Source organism: Pseudomonas sp. GL_093 (assembly GCF_057837605.1).
Map to the genome: position 1 here is coordinate 6,513,157 of NZ_CM174448.1, position 20,480 is coordinate 6,533,636.

Below are 20,480 nucleotides of genomic sequence, written 5' to 3' on the forward strand. Positions count from 1 at the left end.
CTCAATTTAGCGTCATTGCCTCGGAAGGCCCTCGCACTTCATGTCATCGACCCCTTTTAGTCAGTCTCTGCGTCGCCTCTGGGCGCTGGATAAATTCAGCTACAGCGTGCGGGTATTCATCGCCCTGACCGGCAGCATGGCGCTGTGTTGGTACAAGGATGAAATGGGGCTGCTGATCCCGCTGTTCCTCGGGATCATCGCCAGCGCCCTGGCCGAGACCGACGACAGTTGGCAAGGCCGCCTTAACGCACTGGCCGTGACGCTGGTGTGCTTCAGCGTCGCCGCCCTCTCCGTCGAGTTGCTCTTCCCCTATCCCGTCGTCTTTGTCATCGCCCTGGCCCTGGCCAGTTTCGGCCTGACCATGCTCGGCGCCTTGGGTGAACGCTATGGCGCAATTGCCTCGGCGACGTTGATTCTGTCGGTCTACACCATGATCGGCGTGGACCAGCGCGGCGGTGCAGTCACCGATTTCTGGCACGAGCCGGTGCTGCTGGTGGCCGGTGCGGCCTGGTACGGTTTGCTCTCGGTGCTGTGGCAGGCGATGTTTTCCAATCAGCCGGTGCAGCAAAGCCTGGCGCGGTTGTTCCGAGAGCTGGGTTACTACCTGAAGCTGAAATCGTCGCTGTTCGAGCCGATCCGGCAGATGGACGTGGAAGCGCGTCGACTGGAACTGGCGCAGCAAAACGGTCGTGTCGTGGCGGCGCTGAACGCCGCCAAGGAAATCATCCTGCACCGGGTCGGCAATGGTCGACCGGGCTCGAAACTCAGCCGTTACCTGAAGCTGTACTTCCTCGCTCAGGACATCCACGAGCGCGCCAGTTCCTCGCACTACCCTTACAACGCCCTGGCAGATGCCTTCTTTCACAGCGATGTGATGTTCCGCTGCCAGCGCTTGCTGCGCCAGCAAGGCAAGGCCTGCCGGGCGCTGGCCGAGTCGATCCAGATGCGCCAGCCGTTCATCTATGACGCGAGCTTCGCCGAAGCCCTGAGCGACCTGCACGCCTCCCTCGAGCACCTGCGCATTCAGAGCAACCCGGCGTGGCGCGGATTGCTGCGTTCGTTGCGGGCATTGGCGGCCAACCTCGGCACGCTCGATCGCTTGCTCAGCGATGCCAGCAACCCCGACGCCTTGGCCGACGCCACCGACAGCAGCCTGCTCGACCGTTCGCCCCGTAGCCTCAAAGATGTGTGGATTCGGTTACGCACGCAGCTGACACCGACGTCATTGCTGTTCCGTCACGCACTGCGTTTGCCCCTGGCCTTGAGCATCGGCTACGGGATGGTGCATTTGATCCACCCGTCTCAGGGTTACTGGATCATCCTCACCACACTGTTTGTCTGCCAGCCAAACTACGGCGCCACCCGCCGCAAACTCGGCCAGCGGATCATCGGCACCGCCATCGGCCTGACCGTGGCCTGGGCGCTGTTCGATCTGTTCCCTAATCCCTTGGTCCAGTCATGCTTTGCGATCGCCGCCGGGGTGGTGTTCTTTATCAACCGCACCACCCGCTACACCTTGGCGACGGCCGCGATCACCTTGATGGTGCTCTTCTGCTTCAACCAGGTCGGGGATGGTTACGGGCTGTTCCTGCCGCGGTTGTTCGATACCTTGCTCGGCAGCCTGATCGCCGGGCTGGCGGTGTTTCTGTTCCTGCCGGACTGGCAGGGCCGACGCCTGAACAAAGTGCTGGCCAACACCCTGACCTGCAACAGCATTTACCTGCGCCAGATCATGCAGCAATACGCTGCCGGCAAAAGCGACGACCTGGCGTATCGCCTGGCCCGACGCAATGCGCACAACGCCGACGCGGCACTGTCGACGACGCTCGCCAACATGCTGATGGAACCGGGGCATTTCCGTAAGGAAGCGGATGTCGGGTTCCGCTTCCTGGTGCTGTCGCACACCTTGCTCAGCTATTTATCCGGACTGGGCGCACACCGGGAAACCCAGCTACCGCCCGACGTGCGCGAGCATTTGATCGACGGCGCCGGCGTGAAACTGGCCGCCAGCATCGATGAAATTGCCCAAGGCTTGTCGAGCAAACTGCCGATTGCGATTCAAAGCGATGAGGAAGAAGCACTGGCCAATACGCTTGAACAGATGCCGGACGAAATCGATGAAGGCCAACGGCTGGTGCAGACACAGTTGGCGTTGATCTGCCGTCAGCTTGGGCCATTGCGGACGTTGGCAGCGCATTTGATCAAAGATACGAGCGAGGATTGAGATCTGCGGTGGCTGGGCGAGCCTGCTCGCGAAGGGGCCATCAGCCACACCACAAAGCTTACATTCCGTGCTGTTCCATCAACCGCTGATAACTGCCATCCACTTTCATTGCCGCGATCTCGCGGTCGAAACCGGCGACGATCTGTTCATGCCTGGGGTTCTTCAGGCTGACCAGGATGTGCAGGCTGTTCTCGCTCAATGGCTTGGGCAAAAACTCCACGGCATTGCGCACCTTGGATGATTCCCGAGCCAGGTAATAACGCGCGACGTATTCGTCTTCCAGCGTCAACTTGACCCGGTCGGCGATGACCATGCGCACCGCCATGGAGAAGCTGTGCACCGGGACTTTCTGCAGTGACACGTCGTCATCGAACTCCGGCGAATAGGCGTAACCGCGCACCACCGCTATCGGGTAGGTATGCAGTTGTTGCAGGTTGTTGTATTCGATCGGTGTGTCTTTGCGCTTGAGAAAGCGCACCCGATTGAGCAGGTATTCGCCGGAAAACTGGCCAAGCTTCGTACGATCGTCGGTGTACCAGGCGTTGACCAACACGTCGTATCGACCCTCGCCAACCCCCAGCAAGGCGCGCGCCCAAGGCACTTGTTCAAAGTCACTGGCATAACCGGCCCGGGCCAGTGCTGTGCTGACGATGTCCGTGGCCAGCCCACCGTTGACCAGCGTGGAGTCGGTAAAGGGCGGCCAGGCATCGGCTACCAATCGCAGCTTTTCCGCTGTCGCGCTTTGAGTCAGCAACAGCAATCCAATCAAAGCAAAGGCTCGATGCAATCGCGGCATGCTAGAAAATCCTTAGCGGGCGGGACGCCCGACGTGTTTTCAGCCAAAACTCCAAGGCCCCCGTACTGCCAAACCCAGGTACTGACATTAGCTCATCGAAGCCACTGCACAGCGCTTCATCCCAGATTACACAAACAAGACAAGACCGCGCGAAATGAATGATGGCATTTTGGCCTTTGTCACAGATTTCTCTGCCATAAAGACATCTTTCGCCTGGGCGCTTAGTATCGGAGTGACGATGTTCAAGGAGTGTGAAGATGACAATCGATTGGGTCTGCAAACACCACAGCGATCTGGGCAAAGAACAGCTGTACGCCATTCTGCAGTTACGTGCAGAGGTGTTTGTCGTTGAGCAGAAATGCGTCTATCAGGACGTCGACGGCCAGGATCTGGAAGGTGACACCTGCCATTTAATGGCGTGGGACGGGGATCGGCTGGTGGCGTACCTGCGGTTGCTCGACCCGGAGTTACAGGGTGGCGACGTGGTCATCGGGAGGGTGATCATTGCCCCTCAAGCGCGCGGTACAGGGCTTGGGCATGAGTTGATGGCACAGGCGTTGAAACAGGCTGAAAAGCGCTGGCCTGAAGTACCGATCTATCTCTCGGCCCAGGCACATTTGCAGGGGTATTACGGGCGGTACGGGTTTGTGGTGGCGGGCGAGGAATTTCTCGAGGATGACATTCCGCATATCGGGATGCGCCGTCCGTAAGGGCCCCTTCGCGAGCAAGCTCGCTCCCACAGTAGATCTTCGTTGCGCCGCGGATCAGTGTGGGAGCGAGCTTGCTCGCGATGACGTCAGTTCAGTCACCGCGTCAGTTCAGGGGTATTCCAGCACCGCTTTGATCTGCCGAAGATTACGCTCGATCCACCCCCGATCTATCGCCCCCCACTCGCGAATCCGATAGCGCCCGGCATGATTGCGCGCACCCTCTTCCTGCTGGAACTCACAAACAATATCCAGATCCGCCAACGCTGCGATGGTGTCCTGAGCCGTGCGCCGGGGCATGCCGGTCACTTCGGTCAGCGCCGGGACGCTACTGGCCAACCCGCTATCAATCAGGTACGCCACGTACAACCGACGATAGAAGCTGCTCTTGGTCTTGCTTACATCCATCTAAACACTCCCGGTTGCGATATTTTGATCTCTATTGCATATCCCGCCACGTCAGGTACACCCGCACATCGAACTCCACCTGGTGATACCCCGGCAACATGTGTTCGCAAAGCTTGTAGAACGCCTTGTTGTGATCCGACTCTTTGAAATGCGCCAGTTCATGCACCACGATCATTTTCAGAAACTCGGCTGGCGCCTCCTTGAACAACGAAGCAACACGAATTTCTTTCTTGGCCTTGAGCTTGCCGCCCTGCACCCGCGATATCGCGGTGTGCAATCCGAGGGCGCGGTGGGTCAGGTCGAGGCGGTTGTCGAACAACACCTTATCGATGGCCGGGGCGTTACGCAGGTATTCCTGCTTGAGGTCCAGCGTATAGGTGTACAACGCCTTGTCGCTCTGCACCCGGTGTTTTTCCGGGTAACGCTGGCTCAGGTAGTCGCCCAGCCGACCGTCGGCGATCAGCTGGCGCACTTGGTCCTGCAGTGCTGCAGGATAGGCCTGGAGGTATTTCAACGCGGTCATTGGGGCGGCAACACGATTCACGAAAAGGTCGCCAGTGTAGCGAATTCAGCCGGTCAGCGTGTTCCAGTCGAACGGCTGCACAAAGTCGCCGACGTCCTCGGCCATCATCGGCCGTGCGACCAGAAACCCTTGCACGTACTCGCAACCATTGGCTTGCAGCCACCGATATTGCGCAACGGTTTCCACCCCCTCGGCAATCACCAGCATCCCGTACTCCTTGCACAGCTCGATCACATTGCGCACTAGCGCCGCATCGCGTGAGGACTCCAGTAGCCGGGCAATCAAATGCCGGTCGAACTTGAGCGTGTCCAACTCCAGATCCCGCAGATGAGACAGCGAACACGGCCCGCAACCAAAGTCATCCAGGGCCACTCGCACCCCCAGATTACGCAGCAGGCGCAGCTGTTTACGGGTTTCCTCGGGGTTTTGCATCAAGGCCTCTTCTGTGACCTCGACTTCCAGATGGCGCGCCTGCAAACCATGGCGCTCCAGCACCTGGCGCAACTCGGTGACCAGATTGGGCATGCCGAACTGCGTGCTGCTCAAACTGACGCCCAGCACCAGGTCGTCGGCAAACAAGGTTTCCCAGGCTTTTCGCTGGCTCGCCCCTTGTTGATAGATCCAGCTGCCCAGGTGACTGATCAACCGCGCCTCTTCCAGCAATGGCAAAAACAGCCCCGGCGGTACATCGCCGACGCTCGGGTGCTGCCAGCGGATCAGCGCTTCGAAACCGCGAATCTGCCCGCTGGCAATGGCCACCTGAGGTTGATACACCAAATTGAAATCACGGTTCTCGATCGCCGCGCGCACACTTTCTTCGAGCATCAACCGCGAGCGCGCCCGGCCGTTCATTTCGTGATCGTAGAAGCGATATTGCTGACGGCCGGCGCGCTTGGCTTCGTACATGGCGATGTCAGATGCGCGCAACAAACCGTCGAGATTGGAACCGCAATCCGGGTACGTCGCGATGCCGATGCTGGCGCCCAACGCGATATCCAGACCATCGATCTGCTGACAGATCGACACCCGCTCAATCAGCTTCTCGGCGATTTTTGCCGCTTGCTCGGGGAACTCCAGATCCAGCAACGCGGTGAACTCATCACCGCCCATGCGCGCCAGAATGTCGAAGGGCCGCAAACAGGCCTTCAACTGCTCGGACACCCAACGCAGCACCCGGTCGCCGGCATCGTGACCGAGGGAATCGTTGACCCGTTTGAAGCCGTCGAGGTCCAGATACAGCAGCACCCAGGCGCTATCGGAGCGGTCGCCCCGCAACAGCAGGTTTTCCGCCGTCTGGTAAAAGCCGCGACGATTGAGCAGCCCGGTCAATGGGTCAGTGACGGCCTGAAACTCCAGTTGCTGATGCAGATGGCGCACCACCGACATGTCCAGCACCGTCACCACCATCGCATGTTGTTCGCTGGGCAACGGTGCGCAGGACAGCGCCACGGGCACCTGTTGACCGGGCGCCGTACGCAGCAATGCATCGTGCAGGCGCAGGGTTTCGCCGCGTTTGTAACCGGCTAACAGCTCGGAGTCAGCCCAGATCGGGATGTGCGGATTTTGCAGGAAATCCAGGAATTCTTTGCCTTGCAGGTCTTGCACCGTGGCATTGAGCAGCCGCGACATCGCCGGATTGGCAAAGCGGATCAGACCGTCCTCACCGACCACCAGGATGCCTTCGGCGGCATTGTCGAGCACCGAGGCATTAAACGCGCGCGCGACCTCCAGATCGTGGCTCAGACGCTGTAACGCACGGCGATTGCGCTGATGCTCGAGCAGCGCCTGGACTTTGGGCTTGAGAATTTGCGGGTCGAACGGTTTGAACAGGTAATCCACCGCACCACTGGCATAGCCCTTGATCACGGCGTCCTGAGACTGTTCGTTGGCGGTAAGGAAAATGATCGGCGTGAGGCGGGTTCGCTGGCTTCCGCGCATCAGGCGTGCCACTTCAAAACCGTCCATGCCCGGCATCTGCACATCCAGCAGTACCAGGTCGACATCGTGTTCGAGTAACAGACTGAGCGCCTCGAAGCCCGAGGCGGCGGTCATGACCTGCCAGTCCTGGCGCTGCAATAACGCGCGCATGCTGATCAGGTTTTCAGGGTAATCATCAACGATTAAAAGAATTGAGTTGCCTTCAGCTGGCGTGGGTTGCGCGCATTCCATGCTGCTTCTCTTATGCGGGACGTCAGGCCGGTTTCTCGTGAAAACCGGACAAATACTAAGCCTTCACTCTAGACCGGGTTCCGCAAAAGCAGAAGCTATCAGTACGCCATCATTTAACCAAAGCGTCCATTTGCCGACTAACGGTCAGCGCCACAGCCCCCTAAAACCGGGAAAGATGGCCTTTTAACAGGATTTTGACGTCACCCGTTTGTCATTTACGCATTAACAAATTGAACTTCTGCGATTATAAGGATTGCCCCCAAGGCGCGTGCCAGAGCTTCTGGAACGTGCGTGCAGCAAAAAATCCGTGGAAGCTTTTGTCTATGATCGATCTCGCAACCTGGAACCTCAGCGTTCCCGTCGGCAATCCGCCGTACACCGTTGAAACGTCAAAACTGGTGGATGGCTTCAAGGATCAATACTTCCACTCCGACACCGGCACCTTGTTTTTCTGGGCCCCGGTCACCGGCTCCAAAACTGAAAACGCAAAGTATGCCCGCACCGAACTTCGCGAAACCTACAGCAATGGCACCCTGAAAAACTGGCTCTACCCGGACGCCGACAATACCCTGCGAGCCACCTTGGCGGTGAACCAGGTACCGAGCTCGGGCAAGATCGTCATCGGCCAGATCCACGCCTATGAAAGCCAGAAACCCATGGTGAAACTCGAGTATCAGTACTCGACCAGCACGCAGTCGGGCAACATCGTCGCCAAGGTTCGTATGCACCCTGATGACGATAGCGCACGGATAATCACCATTGCTACCGGGGTGAAACTGGATCGGGAGTTTTCCTACCTCATCCACCTGAGCCCGCGCGGCGCGCTGGGCATCAGTGCGGCGGGCTACCAATGGGACACCGACATCAGCAAGACCTGGAGCGTCAAGCCGCTGTACTTCAAGGCCGGGGTGTATGTGCAGGACCACACCGGGTACACCAGCGAAGGCGGGAAAGTGACGTTCAGCAAGCTGGATATTGATCACGATAAATAACGCTCCCAAGAACAACTCGATCTCTGTAGCAGCTGCCGAGCCTGCGAGGCTGCGTCCGAGGACGAAGTCCTCGCAAGCCCGCAGAACCCGGTCTAACCGAATAAATGCGTTGTCTGATTTACGACTGCTACGCAGCCGAACGCAGCCTCGCAAGCTCGACAGCTGCTACAAACCCCAGCATCCGAAAATCTCGTAGGACCACTCCGACCGCGGCGAGGGAGCTTGCTCCCGCTGGACAGCGAAGCAGCCCCAAACCCTCCCCCCCAATTTCCTCAGACACACCGCAGTGCCCGGTTCTATTGCCGCTACGCCACCGAACGAGACCAAACAGTCTCGCCAGTTGACCGGGACGGCGCCCTACAGCCCGGCTGCGGTCACCCGAATCGCTGCCTAAAGTTGACCTGTCGCTGACATCGTTGGCGACAGGGTTTCGCAGCCCTTACGGTACGAGTAACTCTCCTTTTAGGTACAAGGAAGATTTACTTATGACAATGAACAATCCGCCCCGCCGCTTCACCCCCATGTCCCAATTCGCCACCGACTACCCCGTCCTGCTCATCAACAGCGACGCCCCGCTACGCGAACTCCACAACTGCGTCAGCGAACGCCTCAACGCCGTCCTCAAATATCTGAACCTCACGGCCTGCACCAGCCTGCCGGACTATGCCGAGAACGACATCAACACCGTCACCAACATCGCCCGGATCATGGTCCAGGATGTGAGCGATGTGTTTCGGGTGATTGAGCAACGTGGGTTTGACGAGAAATCGAACCGCTAAAATAAGATGGATGTCACCCATATCGGACTTTTCTGCCTCGATCCTTAAAAATGTCCGTTATAGGTGACATTGATTCGCCGAGCATTAGCTGCGCCGCGTAAAAATCTCCGACCATAAAAAACCCGCCTCTCGGCGGGTTTTTTAATGCGATTCAAACACCAAAGGCTTAGTTAACCTTAGCGTTCAACTCACCTTTCAGGTAACGCTGGTACATCGCTTCCAACGAGATCGGCTTGATCTTCGAAGCATTACCCGCCGTACCAAACGCTTCATAACGTGCGATACACACATCACGCATGGCAGTAACAGTCGCGCCGAAGAATTTACGCGGATCAAACTCGCTCGGGTTGGTAGCCATCAGGCGACGCATCGCACCGGTGGATGCCAGACGCAGGTCGGTGTCGATGTTGACCTTACGCACGCCGTGCTTGATGCCTTCGACGATTTCTTCAACCGGTACGCCGTAGGTTTCTTTGATGTCGCCGCCGTACTGGTTGATGATCGCCAGCCAGTCTTGCGGAACCGAAGACGAACCGTGCATCACCAGGTGGGTGTTCGGGATGCGTTTGTGGATTTCTTTGATGCGGTCGATGGCCAGCACGTCGCCGGTAGGCGGCTTGGTGAACTTGTACGCGCCGTGGCTGGTGCCGATGGCGATGGCCAGGGCGTCGACCTGAGTGCGTTTGACGAAGTCAGCGGCTTCTTCCGGGTCGGTCAGCATTTGGCTGTGATCCAGAACGCCTTCGGCGCCGATACCGTCTTCTTCACCGGCCATGCCGGTTTCCAGCGAACCCAGGCAGCCCAGCTCGCCTTCTACCGATACGCCGCAGGCGTGAGCCAGGGCTACAGTTTGTTGGGTGACGCGGATGTTGTAGTCGTAGTCGGTCGGGGTCTTGCCGTCTTCGCCCAGGGAACCGTCCATCATCACCGAGCTGAAGCCCAGTTGGATGGAGCGCTGGCAGACGTCAGGGCTGGTGCCGTGGTCCTGGTGCATGCACACCGGGATGTGCGGGAATTCTTCGATTGCCGCCAGGATCAGGTGACGCAGGAACGGTGCGCCGGCGTATTTGCGAGCACCGGCCGAAGCCTGGACGATCACCGGGGAGTCAGTCTTGTCAGCGGCTTCCATGATGGCGCGCATCTGCTCAAGGTTGTTGACGTTGAAGGCTGGAACGCCGTAGCCGAACTCGGCTGCGTGGTCCAGCATCTGGCGCATGCTGATAAGTGCCATTGTGTGTGTATCTCCCGGTTGAGGGTCGTTAATCGTGCCAGCCTGCCGTAGCGGCGGCGGCTATTCAAGTTATTGCAGATCGGGGGTTGCCCCGGCCCGCTCATTCGGTAGTACGCAGAAACCCTGTGGGAGCGAGCTTGCTCGCGATGGGGGCCTGGCAGCCAACAGTGCAGCGACTGTCAGACCGCAATCGCGAGCAAGCTCGCTCCCACATTTGGATCTCTGTGAATCAAATCAATCGTCTTACTCGGCTTTACAACCGCGGCCGATCAAATCATTGGTGGCGACCCAGTACACCAGGCCTTCCTCACCTTTTATGTGAAACGCCAGCATGTCATTGCTGTACAGCGAACCTTCGGCGCCCGGCTCATGCTTCAAGCGGTAGACCTGATCGGCACCGCCCAGGCGAACGTCGACTTCCTTGCGGCTTTCGTCGGTGTAGCGCCAGAGCACTTTGGCCTGGCTGTCACAGGTCCAGGTGGTCCAGCTGTCCGTCGATTCGGCAGGCTTGAACAGGTTCAAATTGGAGCAACCTGCCAGCAGAGCCAGCGCCGTAACGGCGATAAAACCTTTCATCCATGTTCCTCGACTGACGGCGCACGCCGCCAGCCCTGAGTAAAGTGTCAGACCCGTCAAGGGCAACCATGTTCCTTGGCCGGGGTCTGTGTCTCGTATTTGTCCAGGCCATCAGGCCCGGAACGCTTGTTGATCACCGGATTGGTTTCGGCCTGCCAGTCGGCCTGGTAGCAGCCTTTGTCCTGTTCAGGCGTCTCGGGCACCTTCGGAGCTTTCGGGTTACTCCCGCAAGCTGCCAGCGACCCCGCGATAATCAACAGCGCTAATGTTTTGACCATCTGAACACTCCTTTGCCTGGTCAAATGGGCGGCCTCAGGCCTTGGCCCGGCTTTCCAGGACTTCAACGGCCGGCAGAACCTTACCTTCGACGAACTCGAGGAACGCGCCGCCACCGGTAGAAATGTAGGAGATCTGATCAGCAACGCCATATTTATCGATGGCGGCCAGGGTGTCGCCGCCGCCCGCGATGGAGAATGCCGAGCTTTCGGCGATGGCCTGGGCCAGCACTTTGGTGCCGTTACCGAACTGGTCGAATTCGAACACGCCCACCGGGCCGTTCCACAGAATGGTCTTGGACGACTTCAGCAGCTCGGCGAAATTCGCCGCGGTCTGTGGGCCGATGTCCAGAATCATGTCGTCTGCAGCCACATCAGCGATCAGCTTGACGGTAGCGGTGGCGCTTTCAGCGAATTCCTTGGCAACCACGACATCGACCGGCAGCGGCACGCTGACCTTGGCGGCGATGGCGCGAGCGGTGTCCAGCAGGTCCGGCTCGTACAGGGACTTGCCGACCGGGTGACCGGCAGCCGCCAGGAAGGTGTTGGCAATGCCGCCGCCGACGATCAGCTGGTTGCAGATCTGGCTCAGGCTGTTCAGCACGTCGAGTTTGGTCGAGACCTTGGAGCCGGCAACAATGGCAGCCATTGGCTGAGCCGGGGCGCCCAGGGCTTTGCCCAGTGCGTCCAGTTCGGCGGCCAGCAACGGGCCAGCGGCCGCGACTTTGGCGAACTTGGCCACGCCATGGGTCGAACCCTCGGCGCGGTGAGCGGTGCCGAAGGCGTCCATCACGAACACGTCGCACAGGGCGGCGTATTGCTGGGCCAGTTCGTCAGCGTTCTTTTTCTCGCCTTTGTTGAAGCGCACGTTTTCGAACAGCACGATGTCACCGGCCTTCACGTCAACGCCGCCCAGGTAATCGGCCACCAGCGGCACTTCACGACCCAGAGCCTTGCTCAGGTAGTCAGCGACTGGCTTGAGGCTGTTCTCGGCCGAGAACTCGCCTTCGGTCGGACGGCCAAGGTGCGAGCAGACCATCACGGCCGCGCCTTTTTCCAGGGCCAGCTTGATGGTCGGCAGCGAGGCCAGGATTCGCGCATCGCTGGTGACAACACCGTCCTTGACTGGGACGTTGAGGTCTTCGCGGATCAGTACGCGCTTACCTTGCAGATCGAGGTCGGTCATCTTCAACACGGTCATGGGTCGCAATTCCTGGATTACTGTTTTGTGGAAATAGCTGTTTGCAGATAGTGCTCTGCAACGTCCAGCATTCGATTGGCAAAACCCCATTCGTTGTCAAACCAGGCCAGGATGTTCACCAGCCGTGGGCCGGAAACTCGAGTCTGACTGGCATCGACGATCGCCGAATGTGGGTCATGGTTGAAATCACAACTGGCGTGAGGCAACTCGGTGTAGGCCAGAAGGCCTTTGAGCGGGCCAGCAGTGGCGGCCTCGCGCAAAATCCGGTTGACCTCGGTGGCGTCGGTATCGCTCACGGTCTGCATCGTAATGTCGAGGCAAGACACGTTAACCGTCGGCACCCGCACGGCTTTGGCCTGAATTCTCCCGGCAAGTTCCGGTAACAGGCGTTCGATGCCACGCGCCAGACCAGTGGACACCGGAATCACTGACTGAAACGCCGAACGGGTGCGGCGCAAGTCTTCGTGATGATAGGCGTCGATCACCGGCTGATCGTTCATCGCCGAGTGAATGGTGGTGATCGACACGTATTCCAGACCAATGGCCTGATCCAGCAGGCGCAACAGCGGCACGCCGCAGTTGGTGGTGCAGGACGCGTTGGACACCAGCAACTCATCACCGGTCAGGCAATCCTGGTTCACGCCGTAGACGATGGTGGCGTCGACATCCGCCTCGCTGGCCATCGGCTGGGAAAACAACACACGCGGCGCGCCGGCATCCAAGAAACGCTGGCCGTCTTCACGAGTGTGGTAAGCGCCGGAGCACTCCAGCACCAGATCGACGCCCAACGACGCCCAATCGATGCCTTCGGGGGTGGCACTGCGCAGGACCTTCACGCAGTCGCCATTAATATGCAGACAATCGCCGTCGACCTTCACTTCCCCGGGAAAACGCCCGTGAGTGGAGTCGAAGCGTGTCAGGTATTCGATGCTGGCCATGTCAGCCAGATCGTTGATCGCAACAATTTCAAACCCGGCCTTATCGCCTCGCTCAAACAACGCACGCAAGACGCAACGACCAATCCGGCCGTAGCCGTTGAGTGCAACTTTGTAAGGACGCGGTTGAGGCATGGGGTTCTCGATTACCGTGGTGAATCTGTCATTGCAGTTTTGTCTGGACCGACGCTATCGCGAGCAAGCTCGCTCCCACATGGACGGTGTACATCCTGTGGGAGCGAGCTTGCTCGCGATGGCGTCAGCCCGGACAACACAACTGTCGGACTTAGTCTTCCAGCAGCTCTTCAGCCTGACCCAGGATGTTTTCCAGGGTGAAGCCGAACTCTTCGAACAAGGCAGGCGCAGGCGCCGACTCGCCGTAGGTGGTCATGCCGATCACGCGGCCTTCCAGGCCCACGTACTTGTACCAATAGTCCGCATGAGCAGCTTCGATCGCGATACGGGCGCTGACCTGCAACGGCAGAACCGCTTGCTTGTAGCCGGCATCCTGAGCATCGAACACGCTGGTGCAAGGCATCGAAACAACACGCACCTTGCGCCCCTGTTCGGTCAGCTTGTCGTAGGCCTGAACCGCCAGACCGACTTCGGAACCGGTAGAGATCAGGATCAGCTCAGGCTCGCCGTCGCAGTCCTTCAACACGTAACCGCCACGGGCGATGTCGGCGATCTGGAACGCATTACGGGTTTGGTGCTGCAGGTTCTGACGCGAGAAGATCAGCGCCGAAGGGCCGTCCTTGCGCTCCAGAGCCATTTTCCAGCACACCGCCGATTCAACGGCATCGGCTGGGCGCCAGGTGTCGAGGTTCGGCGTGCTGCGCAAGCTGGTCAGTTGCTCGATCGGCTGGTGAGTCGGACCGTCTTCGCCCAGACCGATGGAGTCGTGGGTGTAGACGAACACGACACGCTGCTTCATCAGCGAGGCCATGCGCACTGCGTTGCGGGCGTATTCCATGAACATCAGGAAGGTCGCGCCGTAAGGCACCAGACCGCCGTGCAGGGTCACGCCGTTCATGATCGCGCTCATGCCGAACTCGCGAACGCCGTAGTACATGTAGTTGCCGCTGGCGTCTTCAGCCGTAACACCTTTGCAACCTTTCCACAGGGTCAGGTTGGAACCGGCCAGGTCAGCGGAGCCGCCCAGCAGTTCAGGCAGCAGCGGGCCGTAGGCATTCAATGCGTTCTGGCTGGCTTTACGGCTGGCGATGGTTTCGCCTTTGGCGGCGACTTCAGCAATATAAGCCGAGGCTTTTTCAGCGAAGTCTTCCGGCAGTTCGCCGCTCAGACGACGAATCAGCTCGTTGGCCAACTCAGGGAAGGCAGCAGAGTAAGCCGCGAAACGCTGATCCCATTCGGCTTCGGCCGCGCGACCGGTTTCCTTGGCGTCCCACTCGGCGTAGATGTCAGCCGGGATTTCGAACGGACCGTGGTTCCATTTCAGCGCAGCGCGGGTCAGCGCGATTTCCGCGTCACCCAGTGGGGCGCCATGGCAGTCTTCTTTGCCTTGCTTGTTCGGCGAACCGAAACCGATGGTGGTCTTGCAGCAGATCAGTGTTGGCTGATCGCTTTTGCGCGCGGTATCGATCGCGATCTTGATCTCTTCAGGATCGTGACCGTCGACGTTGCGGATCACCAGCCAGTTATAGGCTTCGAAACGCTTAGGCGTGTCGTCGGTGAACCAGCCTTCGACTTCGCCGTCGATGGAGATGCCGTTGTCATCGTAGAAGGCAATCAGTTTGCTCAGGCCCAAAGTACCGGCCAGGGAGCCGACTTCGTGGGAAATGCCTTCCATCATGCAGCCATCACCCAGGAACACGTAGGTGTGGTGGTCGACAACATTGTGGCCCGGACGGTTGAACTGCGCCGCCAGGACTTTTTCTGCGAGGGCAAAACCAACGGCGTTGGCCAGGCCTTGGCCCAGTGGACCGGTGGTGGTTTCAACGCCCGGGGTGTAGCCGAATTCCGGGTGACCCGGAGTGCGGCTGTGCAGCTGGCGGAAGTTCTTCAGGTCATCGATCGACAGGTCATAGCCGGTCAGGTGCAGCAGCGAGTAGATCAACATCGAGCCGTGACCGTTGGACAGCACGAAGCGGTCACGGTCGGCGAACGATGGATTGCTCGGGTTGTGCTTCAGGTAGTCACGCCAAAGTACTTCGGCGATATCTGCCATACCCATAGGGGCACCGGGATGGCCGCTGTTGGCTTTTTGCACGGCATCCATGCTGAGGGCACGAATGGCGTTGGCACGCTCACGACGGCTGGGCATCGCTGTTCTCCTGCGGATATTGAATCGAGAGTGAATAAAACGAAACGGAAAAAAGGCGAGCATTTTCCCTCACCCACCCGCCTCGGGGCAATGACAGATAGTCATCTGAAGGCGTTTTTCCGGTGGATAAAGTCGCATTCGCCTGGTGAAACCTTTCCGCTGACGATTTGTAGAGTGACCCTTTCCCCGAGAAGTGCCATCTATCGAGCAATATCAAAACTTTTTGATATTGCTCTTGCGGTGTTTTCTGACCGTCACTAGACTGCTGGCCTTATGAATTTACGTGTGCCTTCCATTCGACATGACGATTGCGATGAGCTGGCGGCCCTGTGCAAGGCCGGCGGCGATCCTCTGCGGCTGAATGTATTGCGCGCGCTGGCCAACGATTCGTTTGGCGTACTGGAGCTGGCGCAGATCTTTGGCATCGGCCAGTCCGGCATGAGTCATCACCTCAAGGTATTGGCCCAGGCCGACCTGGTGGCGACGCGCCGTGAAGGCAACGCGATTTTCTACCGTCGCGCCCTGCCCCACACCGACCTGCTGGGCGGCAAGCTGCATGCCGCGCTACTGGAAGAAGTGGACAACCTGACCCTGCCTGCCGAGGTGCAGTCGCGGATCGCTCAGGTCCATGGGCAACGAGCGGCGGCCAGCCAGGACTTTTTCTCACGGGTAGCGGAGAAGTTTCGCGCCCAGCAAGACTTGATCGCCGGTCTGCCGCAATACCGCGAAAGCGTGGTGGCATTGCTCGACAAGCTGAGTTTCAGCGAAGGCGCCACGGCCATCGAAGTCGGCCCCGGCGACGGCGCTTTTCTGCCGGAACTGGCGCGCCGCTTCACCCAGGTCACGGCGCTGGACAATAGCCCGGCGATGCTCGAACTGGCGCGTCAGGTTTGCGAACGTGAAACGCTGGCTAACGTCAGCCTGCAATTGGCCGATGCATTGAACGGTGTCCGCCTCAAGGCTGACTGCGTTGTACTGAACATGGTGCTGCACCATTTCGCCGCGCCGGCCGAAGCACTCAAGCACATGGCCGACTTGCTGCAACCGGGCGGTAGCCTGCTCGTGACAGAGTTATGTAGCCACAACCAGAGTTGGGCCAGGGAGGCCTGCGGTGATCTCTGGTTGGGGTTTGAACAGGACGATTTGGCCCGTTGGGCCACCGCTGCGGGACTCGTTCCCGGGGAAAGCCTCTATGTAGGCTTACGCAATGGTTTCCAGATCCAGGTCCGCCATTTTCAGCGACCGGCTGGCGACACTCACCATCGGTAAATTCAGGAAAAAATCGAGATGAGCGAATACTCCCTCTTCACCTCCGAGTCCGTGTCCGAAGGGCATCCGGACAAAATCGCCGACCAGATTTCCGATGCGGTGCTGGACGCCATCATTGCTGAAGACAAATTCGCCCGTGTAGCGGTCGAGACCCTGGTAAAAACCGGCGTGGCAATCATCGCAGGTGAAGTCACCACGTCGGCCTGGGTCGACCTGGAAGAGATCGTGCGTAACGTCATTCTGGACATCGGCTACAACAGCTCCGATGTCGGCTTCGACGGCGCCACTTGTGGCGTGATGAACATCATCGGCAAGCAGTCCCCTGATATCAACCAGGGTGTCGACCGTGCCAAGCCTGAAGATCAGGGTGCCGGCGACCAGGGCCTGATGTTCGGCTACGCCAGCAACGAAACCGACGTGCTGATGCCCGCACCGATCACCTTCTCGCACCAACTGGTGCAGCGCCAGGCCGAAGCCCGTAAATCCGGCCTGCTGCCTTGGCTGCGCCCGGACGCCAAGTCGCAAGTGACTTGCCGTTACGAAGGCGGCAAGGTTGTTGGTATCGACGCTGTTGTACTGTCGACCCAGCACAACCCTGACGTGTCTTACAAAGACCTGCGCGAAGGCGTGATGGAGCTGATCGTCAAGCACGTACTGCCTGCCGAGCTGCTGTCCAAAGACACCCAGTTCCACATCAACCCGACTGGCCAGTTCATCATCGGCGGCCCGGTTGGCGACTGCGGCCTGACCGGTCGCAAGATCATCGTCGACAGCTACGGCGGCATGGCCCGTCACGGCGGCGGCGCGTTCTCCGGTAAAGATCCATCGAAGGTTGACCGTTCGGCGGCCTACGCGGGTCGCTACGTGGCGAAGAACATCGTGGCAGCCGGCCTGGCCGAGCGTTGCGAGATTCAGGTTTCCTACGCGATTGGTGTTGCTCAGCCGACTTCGATCTCGTTGAACACCTTCGGCACCGGCAAGATCAGCGACGACAAAATCGTCAAACTGGTTCGCGAAGTGTTCGACCTGCGTCCATACGCAATCACCACCATGCTTGACCTGCTGCACCCGATGTACCAGGAAACCGCTGCGTACGGCCACTTCGGTCGCACCCCGACTACCAAGACTGTGGGCGAAGACACTTTCACCACCTTCACCTGGGAAAAGACCGACCGCGCCGATTCCTTGCGCGCTGCTGCCGGCCTGTAAGACTTCCCCGGCGGTACCAAAAGCCCCGCACGGTTCGCCGTGCGGGGCTTTTTATTGCGCGAAAGTCGAAAGATCGCAGCCTCGTTCCACTCGACAGCTCCTACAGGGATATGTGTAGGAGCTGTCGAGTGGAACGAGGCTGCGATCTCTTGATCTTCCTGCCTCTCGAAACACACCGAAAAACATCCTCGCTACCGACACCCGAATGCTGACTAACCTTGAAAGCACTCTCCCTGAGCAAGGACGCTCACGATGCTTCTGCGCCTGTTTTTCTGTTTTTTCCTGACCTTTCTTTGCCTGAGTTCAAACGCTGCCGAATGCCCCGACTGGCCACCCGCACGCGCCCTGGACGAAATCACGTCACTGCAGAAACAAATCGACCTCTGGGACGACAGCTATCACCGGGGCGGCCGTTCATTGGTCGCCGATGAACTCTATGATCAGTCCCGTGCGCGATTGACCGAATGGCGCACCTGTTTCGACTTGAACCCATCCGCGGAACCGCTACGTACCGCGGGCGGCACGATGCCTCATCCCATCGCCCACACGGGTCTGGAAAAACTCCACGATGGTCGCGCCGTCGAAGCCTGGCTAAAAGGACGGAGCGATGTCTGGATTCAGCCCAAGATCGACGGCGTGGCGGTGACGCTGATCTACCGCAAAGGCCTGCTGACTCAGGCAATCAGTCGCGGTGACGGGATAAATGGCCAGGACTGGACGACTTCGGCGCGCCAGATCGCCGCCATCCCCCAACAATTGCCAGAGCCGCTGGACCTGCTGCTGCAAGGCGAACTCTATTGGCACCTGACCGACCACGTACAGGCCCGTGCCGGCAGCCTCAATGCACGCGCCACAGTGGCCGGCTTGATGGCCCGCAAAAAGATAAGCACTGAGCAAGCCGCCGGGATCGGCCTGTTTGTCTGGGACTGGCCCCAAGGCCCGGCCAGTTTGCCCGCCCGCGTCGCAGCCCTGGATGAGTTGGGCTTTCCGAGCACCGCAGCTTACAGTCACTCGATCACGGTATTTGCCGACGCTGAACGCTGGCGCGATCACTGGTATCGCTCGCCCCTGCCCTTCACCAGCGATGGCATCGTCCTGCGCCAGGATCAGCGTCCACCCGCCGAGCGCTGGCAGGCTAAACCGCCTTATTGGAGCGTCGCCTGGAAATACCCTTTTGCCCAGGCCCTGGCCGAGGTGCGCAAAGTCCATTTCAAGATTGGACGGACCGGACGAATCACCCCGGTACTGGAACTGACGCCGGTAATGCTCGATGACCGGCAGATCAAGCGAGTCAGTGTGAGCTCGTTGCAACGCTGGGAGACGCTGGATATCCGGCCCGGAGACCAGGTCGCCATCAGCCTGGCAGGCCTGACCATTCCCAGGCTTGACGGCGTCATGCTGCGCAGTACCGAACGCGCTGAATTGAGCGTACCGCTGGCGGAGGACTTTCATCATTTGAGTTGCTGGCAGCCGACACCAGGGTGCGAAAGCCAATTCCTCTCCCGACTGACCTGGCTCAGCGGCAAGCAGGGACTGGCCCTGCCCCATGTCGGTCCTGGCACTTGGGAGAAACTTTTCGAAACAGGCCGCCTGAATGGCCTGCTGGATTGGTTGACCCTCGATGCTCAAGAGCTTGCTAACATTGACGGCTTCGGCGAACGCAGCAGCGCTCGTCTTTTGAACAGTTTCAACAGTGCCCGACAACGCCCTTTCGCTCGCTGGCTCAAAGCCCTGGGTTTACCGCCGACCGGCCAGGCGCGGCTCGCCGATTCATGGCAGGAACTGGCACAACGAAATATCGAACAATGGCAGGCAGAAGCCGGCATCGGCCCGGGACGCGCAGCGCAATTGAGCGCATTTTTCCGCGACCCGCAGGTCCTGGCCTTGAGTGAAACATTACGTGTTGCGGGGATTGACGGTTTTTAGCGGCCGGCGATGCTCGGGAACCCGGGAACCCAATGGTGCCGCCGGGCTCAAACACCCCATCGCCACATCGACCCGATCGCTTTTTCACATGGAGCTTTTATGAAACTTCTTTCACCGCTCGCCCTGTTGACCCTTTGCAGCGTGCTGGCCGCTCCACTGATGGCCGCCGAAGAAGCTCCAGGGCTGACCGGCTGCGCCGCAAAGAAGCAGGGCATCATCAATCAGATTGAACTGGCCAAGTCTCACGGTAACGCCGATCAGCAGGCAGGCCTTGAAACGGCACTGAGCGAAGTCACGGCTCATTGCACCGATGCTTCCCTGAAGAAAGAACGGGAAAACAAGGTGCTCGACGCCAAGCACGAAGTCAGCAAGCGTCAGGCTGATCTGGACAAGGCCATGAAGAAAGGCGACGCCGAGAAGATCAACAAGCGCAAAGACAAACTCGCCGAGTCCCGCAAGGAACTGCAGGACGCACTTGATGAGCTGGATAAGTAAGGATCAGTGATCCCGAAACTCTTTATGGCAGGCACTGCAGGCATCTTCGACCTTCTGCACCGCCGGCCCAAGGTTACTGGCCTTGTAAGGCTGAACCTTGCTGGCAATCACCAAGTCACCGGTGGCGGCTTCGAGGGTGCGAGCCATGTCCTGAAAGTGTTCCTGTTTCTGCCAGACATCGCTCTTGGCGCTGGTGTGATCTTCTTCGCGCACCTGCGGGAAATGTTTCCAGGGTTCACGGGACAACGCATCGAGCTTCACGGCACCGTCAGCGAATTTCGGACCGTCAAACGGGATGCGGCCACGCAACATGCCGCCCAGGTCTTCGCCGGTCTTGAGCATTTGCTTGAAGATCGCCTTGCGCTGGCCCAGCGGCGAGTTGGGATCGACACCACCGCAGGCAGACAACGTCAGGCAGGCCAGCAATACAACAGAAAGTCTTTTAAGAGTCATGGTGGCTTCAAGTCACGGGAAACGGCGG

General features: G+C 59.2%; 19 protein-coding genes. 8 read left to right on the forward strand and 11 right to left on the reverse strand.

Annotated elements, in window-relative coordinates; all coding sequences use genetic code 11:
* Nucleotides 1-40 precede the first annotated feature (40 nt).
* Nucleotides 41-2,224 carry a YccS family putative transporter gene (gene yccS / locus AC3IUE_RS30095; RefSeq protein WP_489264509.1) on the forward strand — a complete coding sequence of 728 codons (2,184 nt, stop codon included), beginning with the start codon at nucleotides 41-43 and terminating at the stop codon, nucleotides 2,222-2,224.
* A gap of 58 nt (nucleotides 2,225-2,282) precedes the next feature.
* Here yccS and AC3IUE_RS30100 read toward each other — a convergent pair whose 3' ends face one another.
* A complete protein-coding gene (locus AC3IUE_RS30100) occupies nucleotides 2,283-3,020 on the reverse strand; it encodes a substrate-binding periplasmic protein (RefSeq protein ID WP_489264510.1) in 738 nt (245 codons plus the stop codon).
* A gap of 257 nt (nucleotides 3,021-3,277) precedes the next feature.
* Between AC3IUE_RS30100 and AC3IUE_RS30105 the strand changes: the two genes are divergently transcribed.
* Nucleotides 3,278-3,730 (forward strand): GNAT family N-acetyltransferase, encoded by a 453-nt coding sequence (locus tag AC3IUE_RS30105; RefSeq protein ID WP_046045281.1) that lies wholly within the window; start codon nucleotides 3,278-3,280, stop codon nucleotides 3,728-3,730.
* A 108-nt stretch (nucleotides 3,731-3,838) separates the two neighbouring features.
* Here AC3IUE_RS30105 and AC3IUE_RS30110 read toward each other — a convergent pair whose 3' ends face one another.
* Genes AC3IUE_RS30110 through AC3IUE_RS30120 form a run of 3 tightly spaced genes read right to left on the reverse strand, consistent with a single transcriptional unit; the run spans nucleotide 3,839 to nucleotide 6,827 of the window.
* On the reverse strand, nucleotides 3,839-4,135 hold the full coding sequence (locus AC3IUE_RS30110) for a winged helix-turn-helix domain-containing protein (protein WP_008151963.1): 297 nt from the start codon (nucleotides 4,133-4,135) through the stop codon (nucleotides 3,839-3,841).
* A gap of 31 nt (nucleotides 4,136-4,166) precedes the next feature.
* Complete coding sequence (locus tag AC3IUE_RS30115) at nucleotides 4,167-4,658, reverse strand: M48 metallopeptidase family protein (protein ID WP_033060381.1); 492 nt, start codon at nucleotides 4,656-4,658, stop codon at nucleotides 4,167-4,169.
* A 45-nt stretch (nucleotides 4,659-4,703) separates the two neighbouring features.
* The gene (locus tag AC3IUE_RS30120) at nucleotides 4,704-6,827 is read right to left on the reverse strand and encodes a putative bifunctional diguanylate cyclase/phosphodiesterase (RefSeq protein WP_462000074.1); all 2,124 of its coding nucleotides are present in this window, start codon (nucleotides 6,825-6,827) and stop codon (nucleotides 4,704-4,706) included.
* A 323-nt stretch (nucleotides 6,828-7,150) separates the two neighbouring features.
* On the opposite strand from AC3IUE_RS30120, the gene AC3IUE_RS30125 reads away from it, so the two are divergent.
* Both AC3IUE_RS30125 and AC3IUE_RS30130 read left to right on the forward strand, forming a co-directional pair.
* Complete coding sequence (locus AC3IUE_RS30125) at nucleotides 7,151-7,819, forward strand: polysaccharide lyase family 7 protein (protein ID WP_056739033.1); 669 nt, start codon at nucleotides 7,151-7,153, stop codon at nucleotides 7,817-7,819.
* A gap of 485 nt (nucleotides 7,820-8,304) precedes the next feature.
* Nucleotides 8,305-8,598, forward strand: a complete 294-nt coding sequence (locus AC3IUE_RS30130) for a fructose-bisphosphate aldolase (RefSeq protein WP_489264511.1) — start codon at nucleotides 8,305-8,307, stop codon at nucleotides 8,596-8,598.
* A gap of 166 nt (nucleotides 8,599-8,764) precedes the next feature.
* On the opposite strand, the gene fba is transcribed toward AC3IUE_RS30130, so the two are convergent.
* The 6 genes from fba to tkt form a co-directional block, all read right to left on the reverse strand.
* The gene (fba, locus tag AC3IUE_RS30135; RefSeq protein WP_046045276.1) at nucleotides 8,765-9,829 is read right to left on the reverse strand and encodes a class II fructose-bisphosphate aldolase; all 1,065 of its coding nucleotides are present in this window, start codon (nucleotides 9,827-9,829) and stop codon (nucleotides 8,765-8,767) included.
* 243 nt (nucleotides 9,830-10,072) lie between these two features.
* A complete protein-coding gene (locus AC3IUE_RS30140) occupies nucleotides 10,073-10,405 on the reverse strand; it encodes an MliC family protein (RefSeq protein ID WP_489264512.1) in 333 nt (110 codons plus the stop codon).
* Nucleotides 10,406-10,461: 56 nt separating this feature from the next.
* Nucleotides 10,462-10,683: a hypothetical protein gene (locus AC3IUE_RS30145; RefSeq protein WP_046045274.1), complete on the reverse strand. Its 222-nt coding sequence runs from the start codon at nucleotides 10,681-10,683 to the stop codon at nucleotides 10,462-10,464.
* 34 nt (nucleotides 10,684-10,717) lie between these two features.
* Entirely contained in the window at nucleotides 10,718-11,881 is a 1,164-nt protein-coding gene (locus tag AC3IUE_RS30150; RefSeq protein ID WP_033060390.1) for a phosphoglycerate kinase, read from the reverse strand.
* A 17-nt stretch (nucleotides 11,882-11,898) separates the two neighbouring features.
* A complete protein-coding gene (gene epd, locus AC3IUE_RS30155) occupies nucleotides 11,899-12,951 on the reverse strand; it encodes an erythrose-4-phosphate dehydrogenase (RefSeq protein ID WP_489264513.1) in 1,053 nt (350 codons plus the stop codon).
* Nucleotides 12,952-13,102: 151 nt separating this feature from the next.
* Nucleotides 13,103-15,100, reverse strand: coding sequence for a transketolase (tkt, locus tag AC3IUE_RS30160; RefSeq protein ID WP_489264514.1), 1,998 nt, complete (start codon nucleotides 15,098-15,100; stop codon nucleotides 13,103-13,105).
* A 273-nt stretch (nucleotides 15,101-15,373) separates the two neighbouring features.
* On the opposite strand from tkt, the gene AC3IUE_RS30165 reads away from it, so the two are divergent.
* The 4 genes from AC3IUE_RS30165 to AC3IUE_RS30180 all read left to right on the forward strand — a co-directional run bounded on the left by AC3IUE_RS30165 (nucleotide 15,374) and on the right by AC3IUE_RS30180 (nucleotide 19,999).
* Complete coding sequence (locus tag AC3IUE_RS30165) at nucleotides 15,374-16,369, forward strand: ArsR/SmtB family transcription factor (protein ID WP_056739026.1); 996 nt, start codon at nucleotides 15,374-15,376, stop codon at nucleotides 16,367-16,369.
* Nucleotides 16,370-16,387: 18 nt separating this feature from the next.
* Entirely contained in the window at nucleotides 16,388-17,578 is a 1,191-nt protein-coding gene (gene metK, locus AC3IUE_RS30170) for a methionine adenosyltransferase (protein ID WP_056739024.1), read from the forward strand.
* Nucleotides 17,579-17,830: 252 nt separating this feature from the next.
* Nucleotides 17,831-19,504 (forward strand): NAD-dependent DNA ligase LigB, encoded by a 1,674-nt coding sequence (gene ligB / locus AC3IUE_RS30175; protein ID WP_489264515.1) that lies wholly within the window; start codon nucleotides 17,831-17,833, stop codon nucleotides 19,502-19,504.
* 99 nt (nucleotides 19,505-19,603) lie between these two features.
* Entirely contained in the window at nucleotides 19,604-19,999 is a 396-nt protein-coding gene (locus AC3IUE_RS30180) for a DUF1090 domain-containing protein (protein ID WP_008151994.1), read from the forward strand.
* Nucleotides 20,000-20,002: 3 nt separating this feature from the next.
* Here AC3IUE_RS30180 and AC3IUE_RS30185 read toward each other — a convergent pair whose 3' ends face one another.
* A complete protein-coding gene (locus AC3IUE_RS30185) occupies nucleotides 20,003-20,452 on the reverse strand; it encodes a c-type cytochrome (protein WP_056739021.1) in 450 nt (149 codons plus the stop codon).
* Nucleotides 20,453-20,480: the final 28 nt, after the last annotated feature.

What these genes read in the sequence shown, in the direction of transcription:
- AC3IUE_RS30120 (WP_462000074.1), bottom strand. Translation starts at nt 6,827, where the DNA reads ATGGAATGCGCGCAACCCACGCCAGCTGAAGGCAACTCAATTCTTTTA.
- AC3IUE_RS30115 (WP_033060381.1), bottom strand. Translation starts at nt 4,658, where the DNA reads ATGACCGCGTTGAAATACCTCCAGGCCTATCCTGCAGCACTGCAGGAC.
- AC3IUE_RS30185 (WP_056739021.1), bottom strand. Translation starts at nt 20,452, where the DNA reads ATGACTCTTAAAAGACTTTCTGTTGTATTGCTGGCCTGCCTGACGTTG.
- AC3IUE_RS30125 (WP_056739033.1), top strand. Translation starts at nt 7,151, where the DNA reads ATGATCGATCTCGCAACCTGGAACCTCAGCGTTCCCGTCGGCAATCCG.
- AC3IUE_RS30130 (WP_489264511.1), top strand. Translation starts at nt 8,305, where the DNA reads ATGACAATGAACAATCCGCCCCGCCGCTTCACCCCCATGTCCCAATTC.
- AC3IUE_RS30145 (WP_046045274.1), bottom strand. Translation starts at nt 10,683, where the DNA reads ATGGTCAAAACATTAGCGCTGTTGATTATCGCGGGGTCGCTGGCAGCT.
- fba (WP_046045276.1), bottom strand. Translation starts at nt 9,829, where the DNA reads ATGGCACTTATCAGCATGCGCCAGATGCTGGACCACGCAGCCGAGTTC.
- AC3IUE_RS30100 (WP_489264510.1), bottom strand. Translation starts at nt 3,020, where the DNA reads ATGCCGCGATTGCATCGAGCCTTTGCTTTGATTGGATTGCTGTTGCTG.
- epd (WP_489264513.1), bottom strand. Translation starts at nt 12,951, where the DNA reads ATGCCTCAACCGCGTCCTTACAAAGTTGCACTCAACGGCTACGGCCGG.
- yccS (WP_489264509.1), top strand. Translation starts at nt 41, where the DNA reads ATGTCATCGACCCCTTTTAGTCAGTCTCTGCGTCGCCTCTGGGCGCTG.
- ligB (WP_489264515.1), top strand. Translation starts at nt 17,831, where the DNA reads ATGCTTCTGCGCCTGTTTTTCTGTTTTTTCCTGACCTTTCTTTGCCTG.
- AC3IUE_RS30150 (WP_033060390.1), bottom strand. Translation starts at nt 11,881, where the DNA reads ATGACCGTGTTGAAGATGACCGACCTCGATCTGCAAGGTAAGCGCGTA.
- AC3IUE_RS30110 (WP_008151963.1), bottom strand. Translation starts at nt 4,135, where the DNA reads ATGGATGTAAGCAAGACCAAGAGCAGCTTCTATCGTCGGTTGTACGTG.
- AC3IUE_RS30140 (WP_489264512.1), bottom strand. Translation starts at nt 10,405, where the DNA reads ATGAAAGGTTTTATCGCCGTTACGGCGCTGGCTCTGCTGGCAGGTTGC.
- metK (WP_056739024.1), top strand. Translation starts at nt 16,388, where the DNA reads ATGAGCGAATACTCCCTCTTCACCTCCGAGTCCGTGTCCGAAGGGCAT.
- AC3IUE_RS30180 (WP_008151994.1), top strand. Translation starts at nt 19,604, where the DNA reads ATGAAACTTCTTTCACCGCTCGCCCTGTTGACCCTTTGCAGCGTGCTG.
- AC3IUE_RS30105 (WP_046045281.1), top strand. Translation starts at nt 3,278, where the DNA reads ATGACAATCGATTGGGTCTGCAAACACCACAGCGATCTGGGCAAAGAA.
- AC3IUE_RS30165 (WP_056739026.1), top strand. Translation starts at nt 15,374, where the DNA reads ATGAATTTACGTGTGCCTTCCATTCGACATGACGATTGCGATGAGCTG.
- tkt (WP_489264514.1), bottom strand. Translation starts at nt 15,100, where the DNA reads ATGCCCAGCCGTCGTGAGCGTGCCAACGCCATTCGTGCCCTCAGCATG.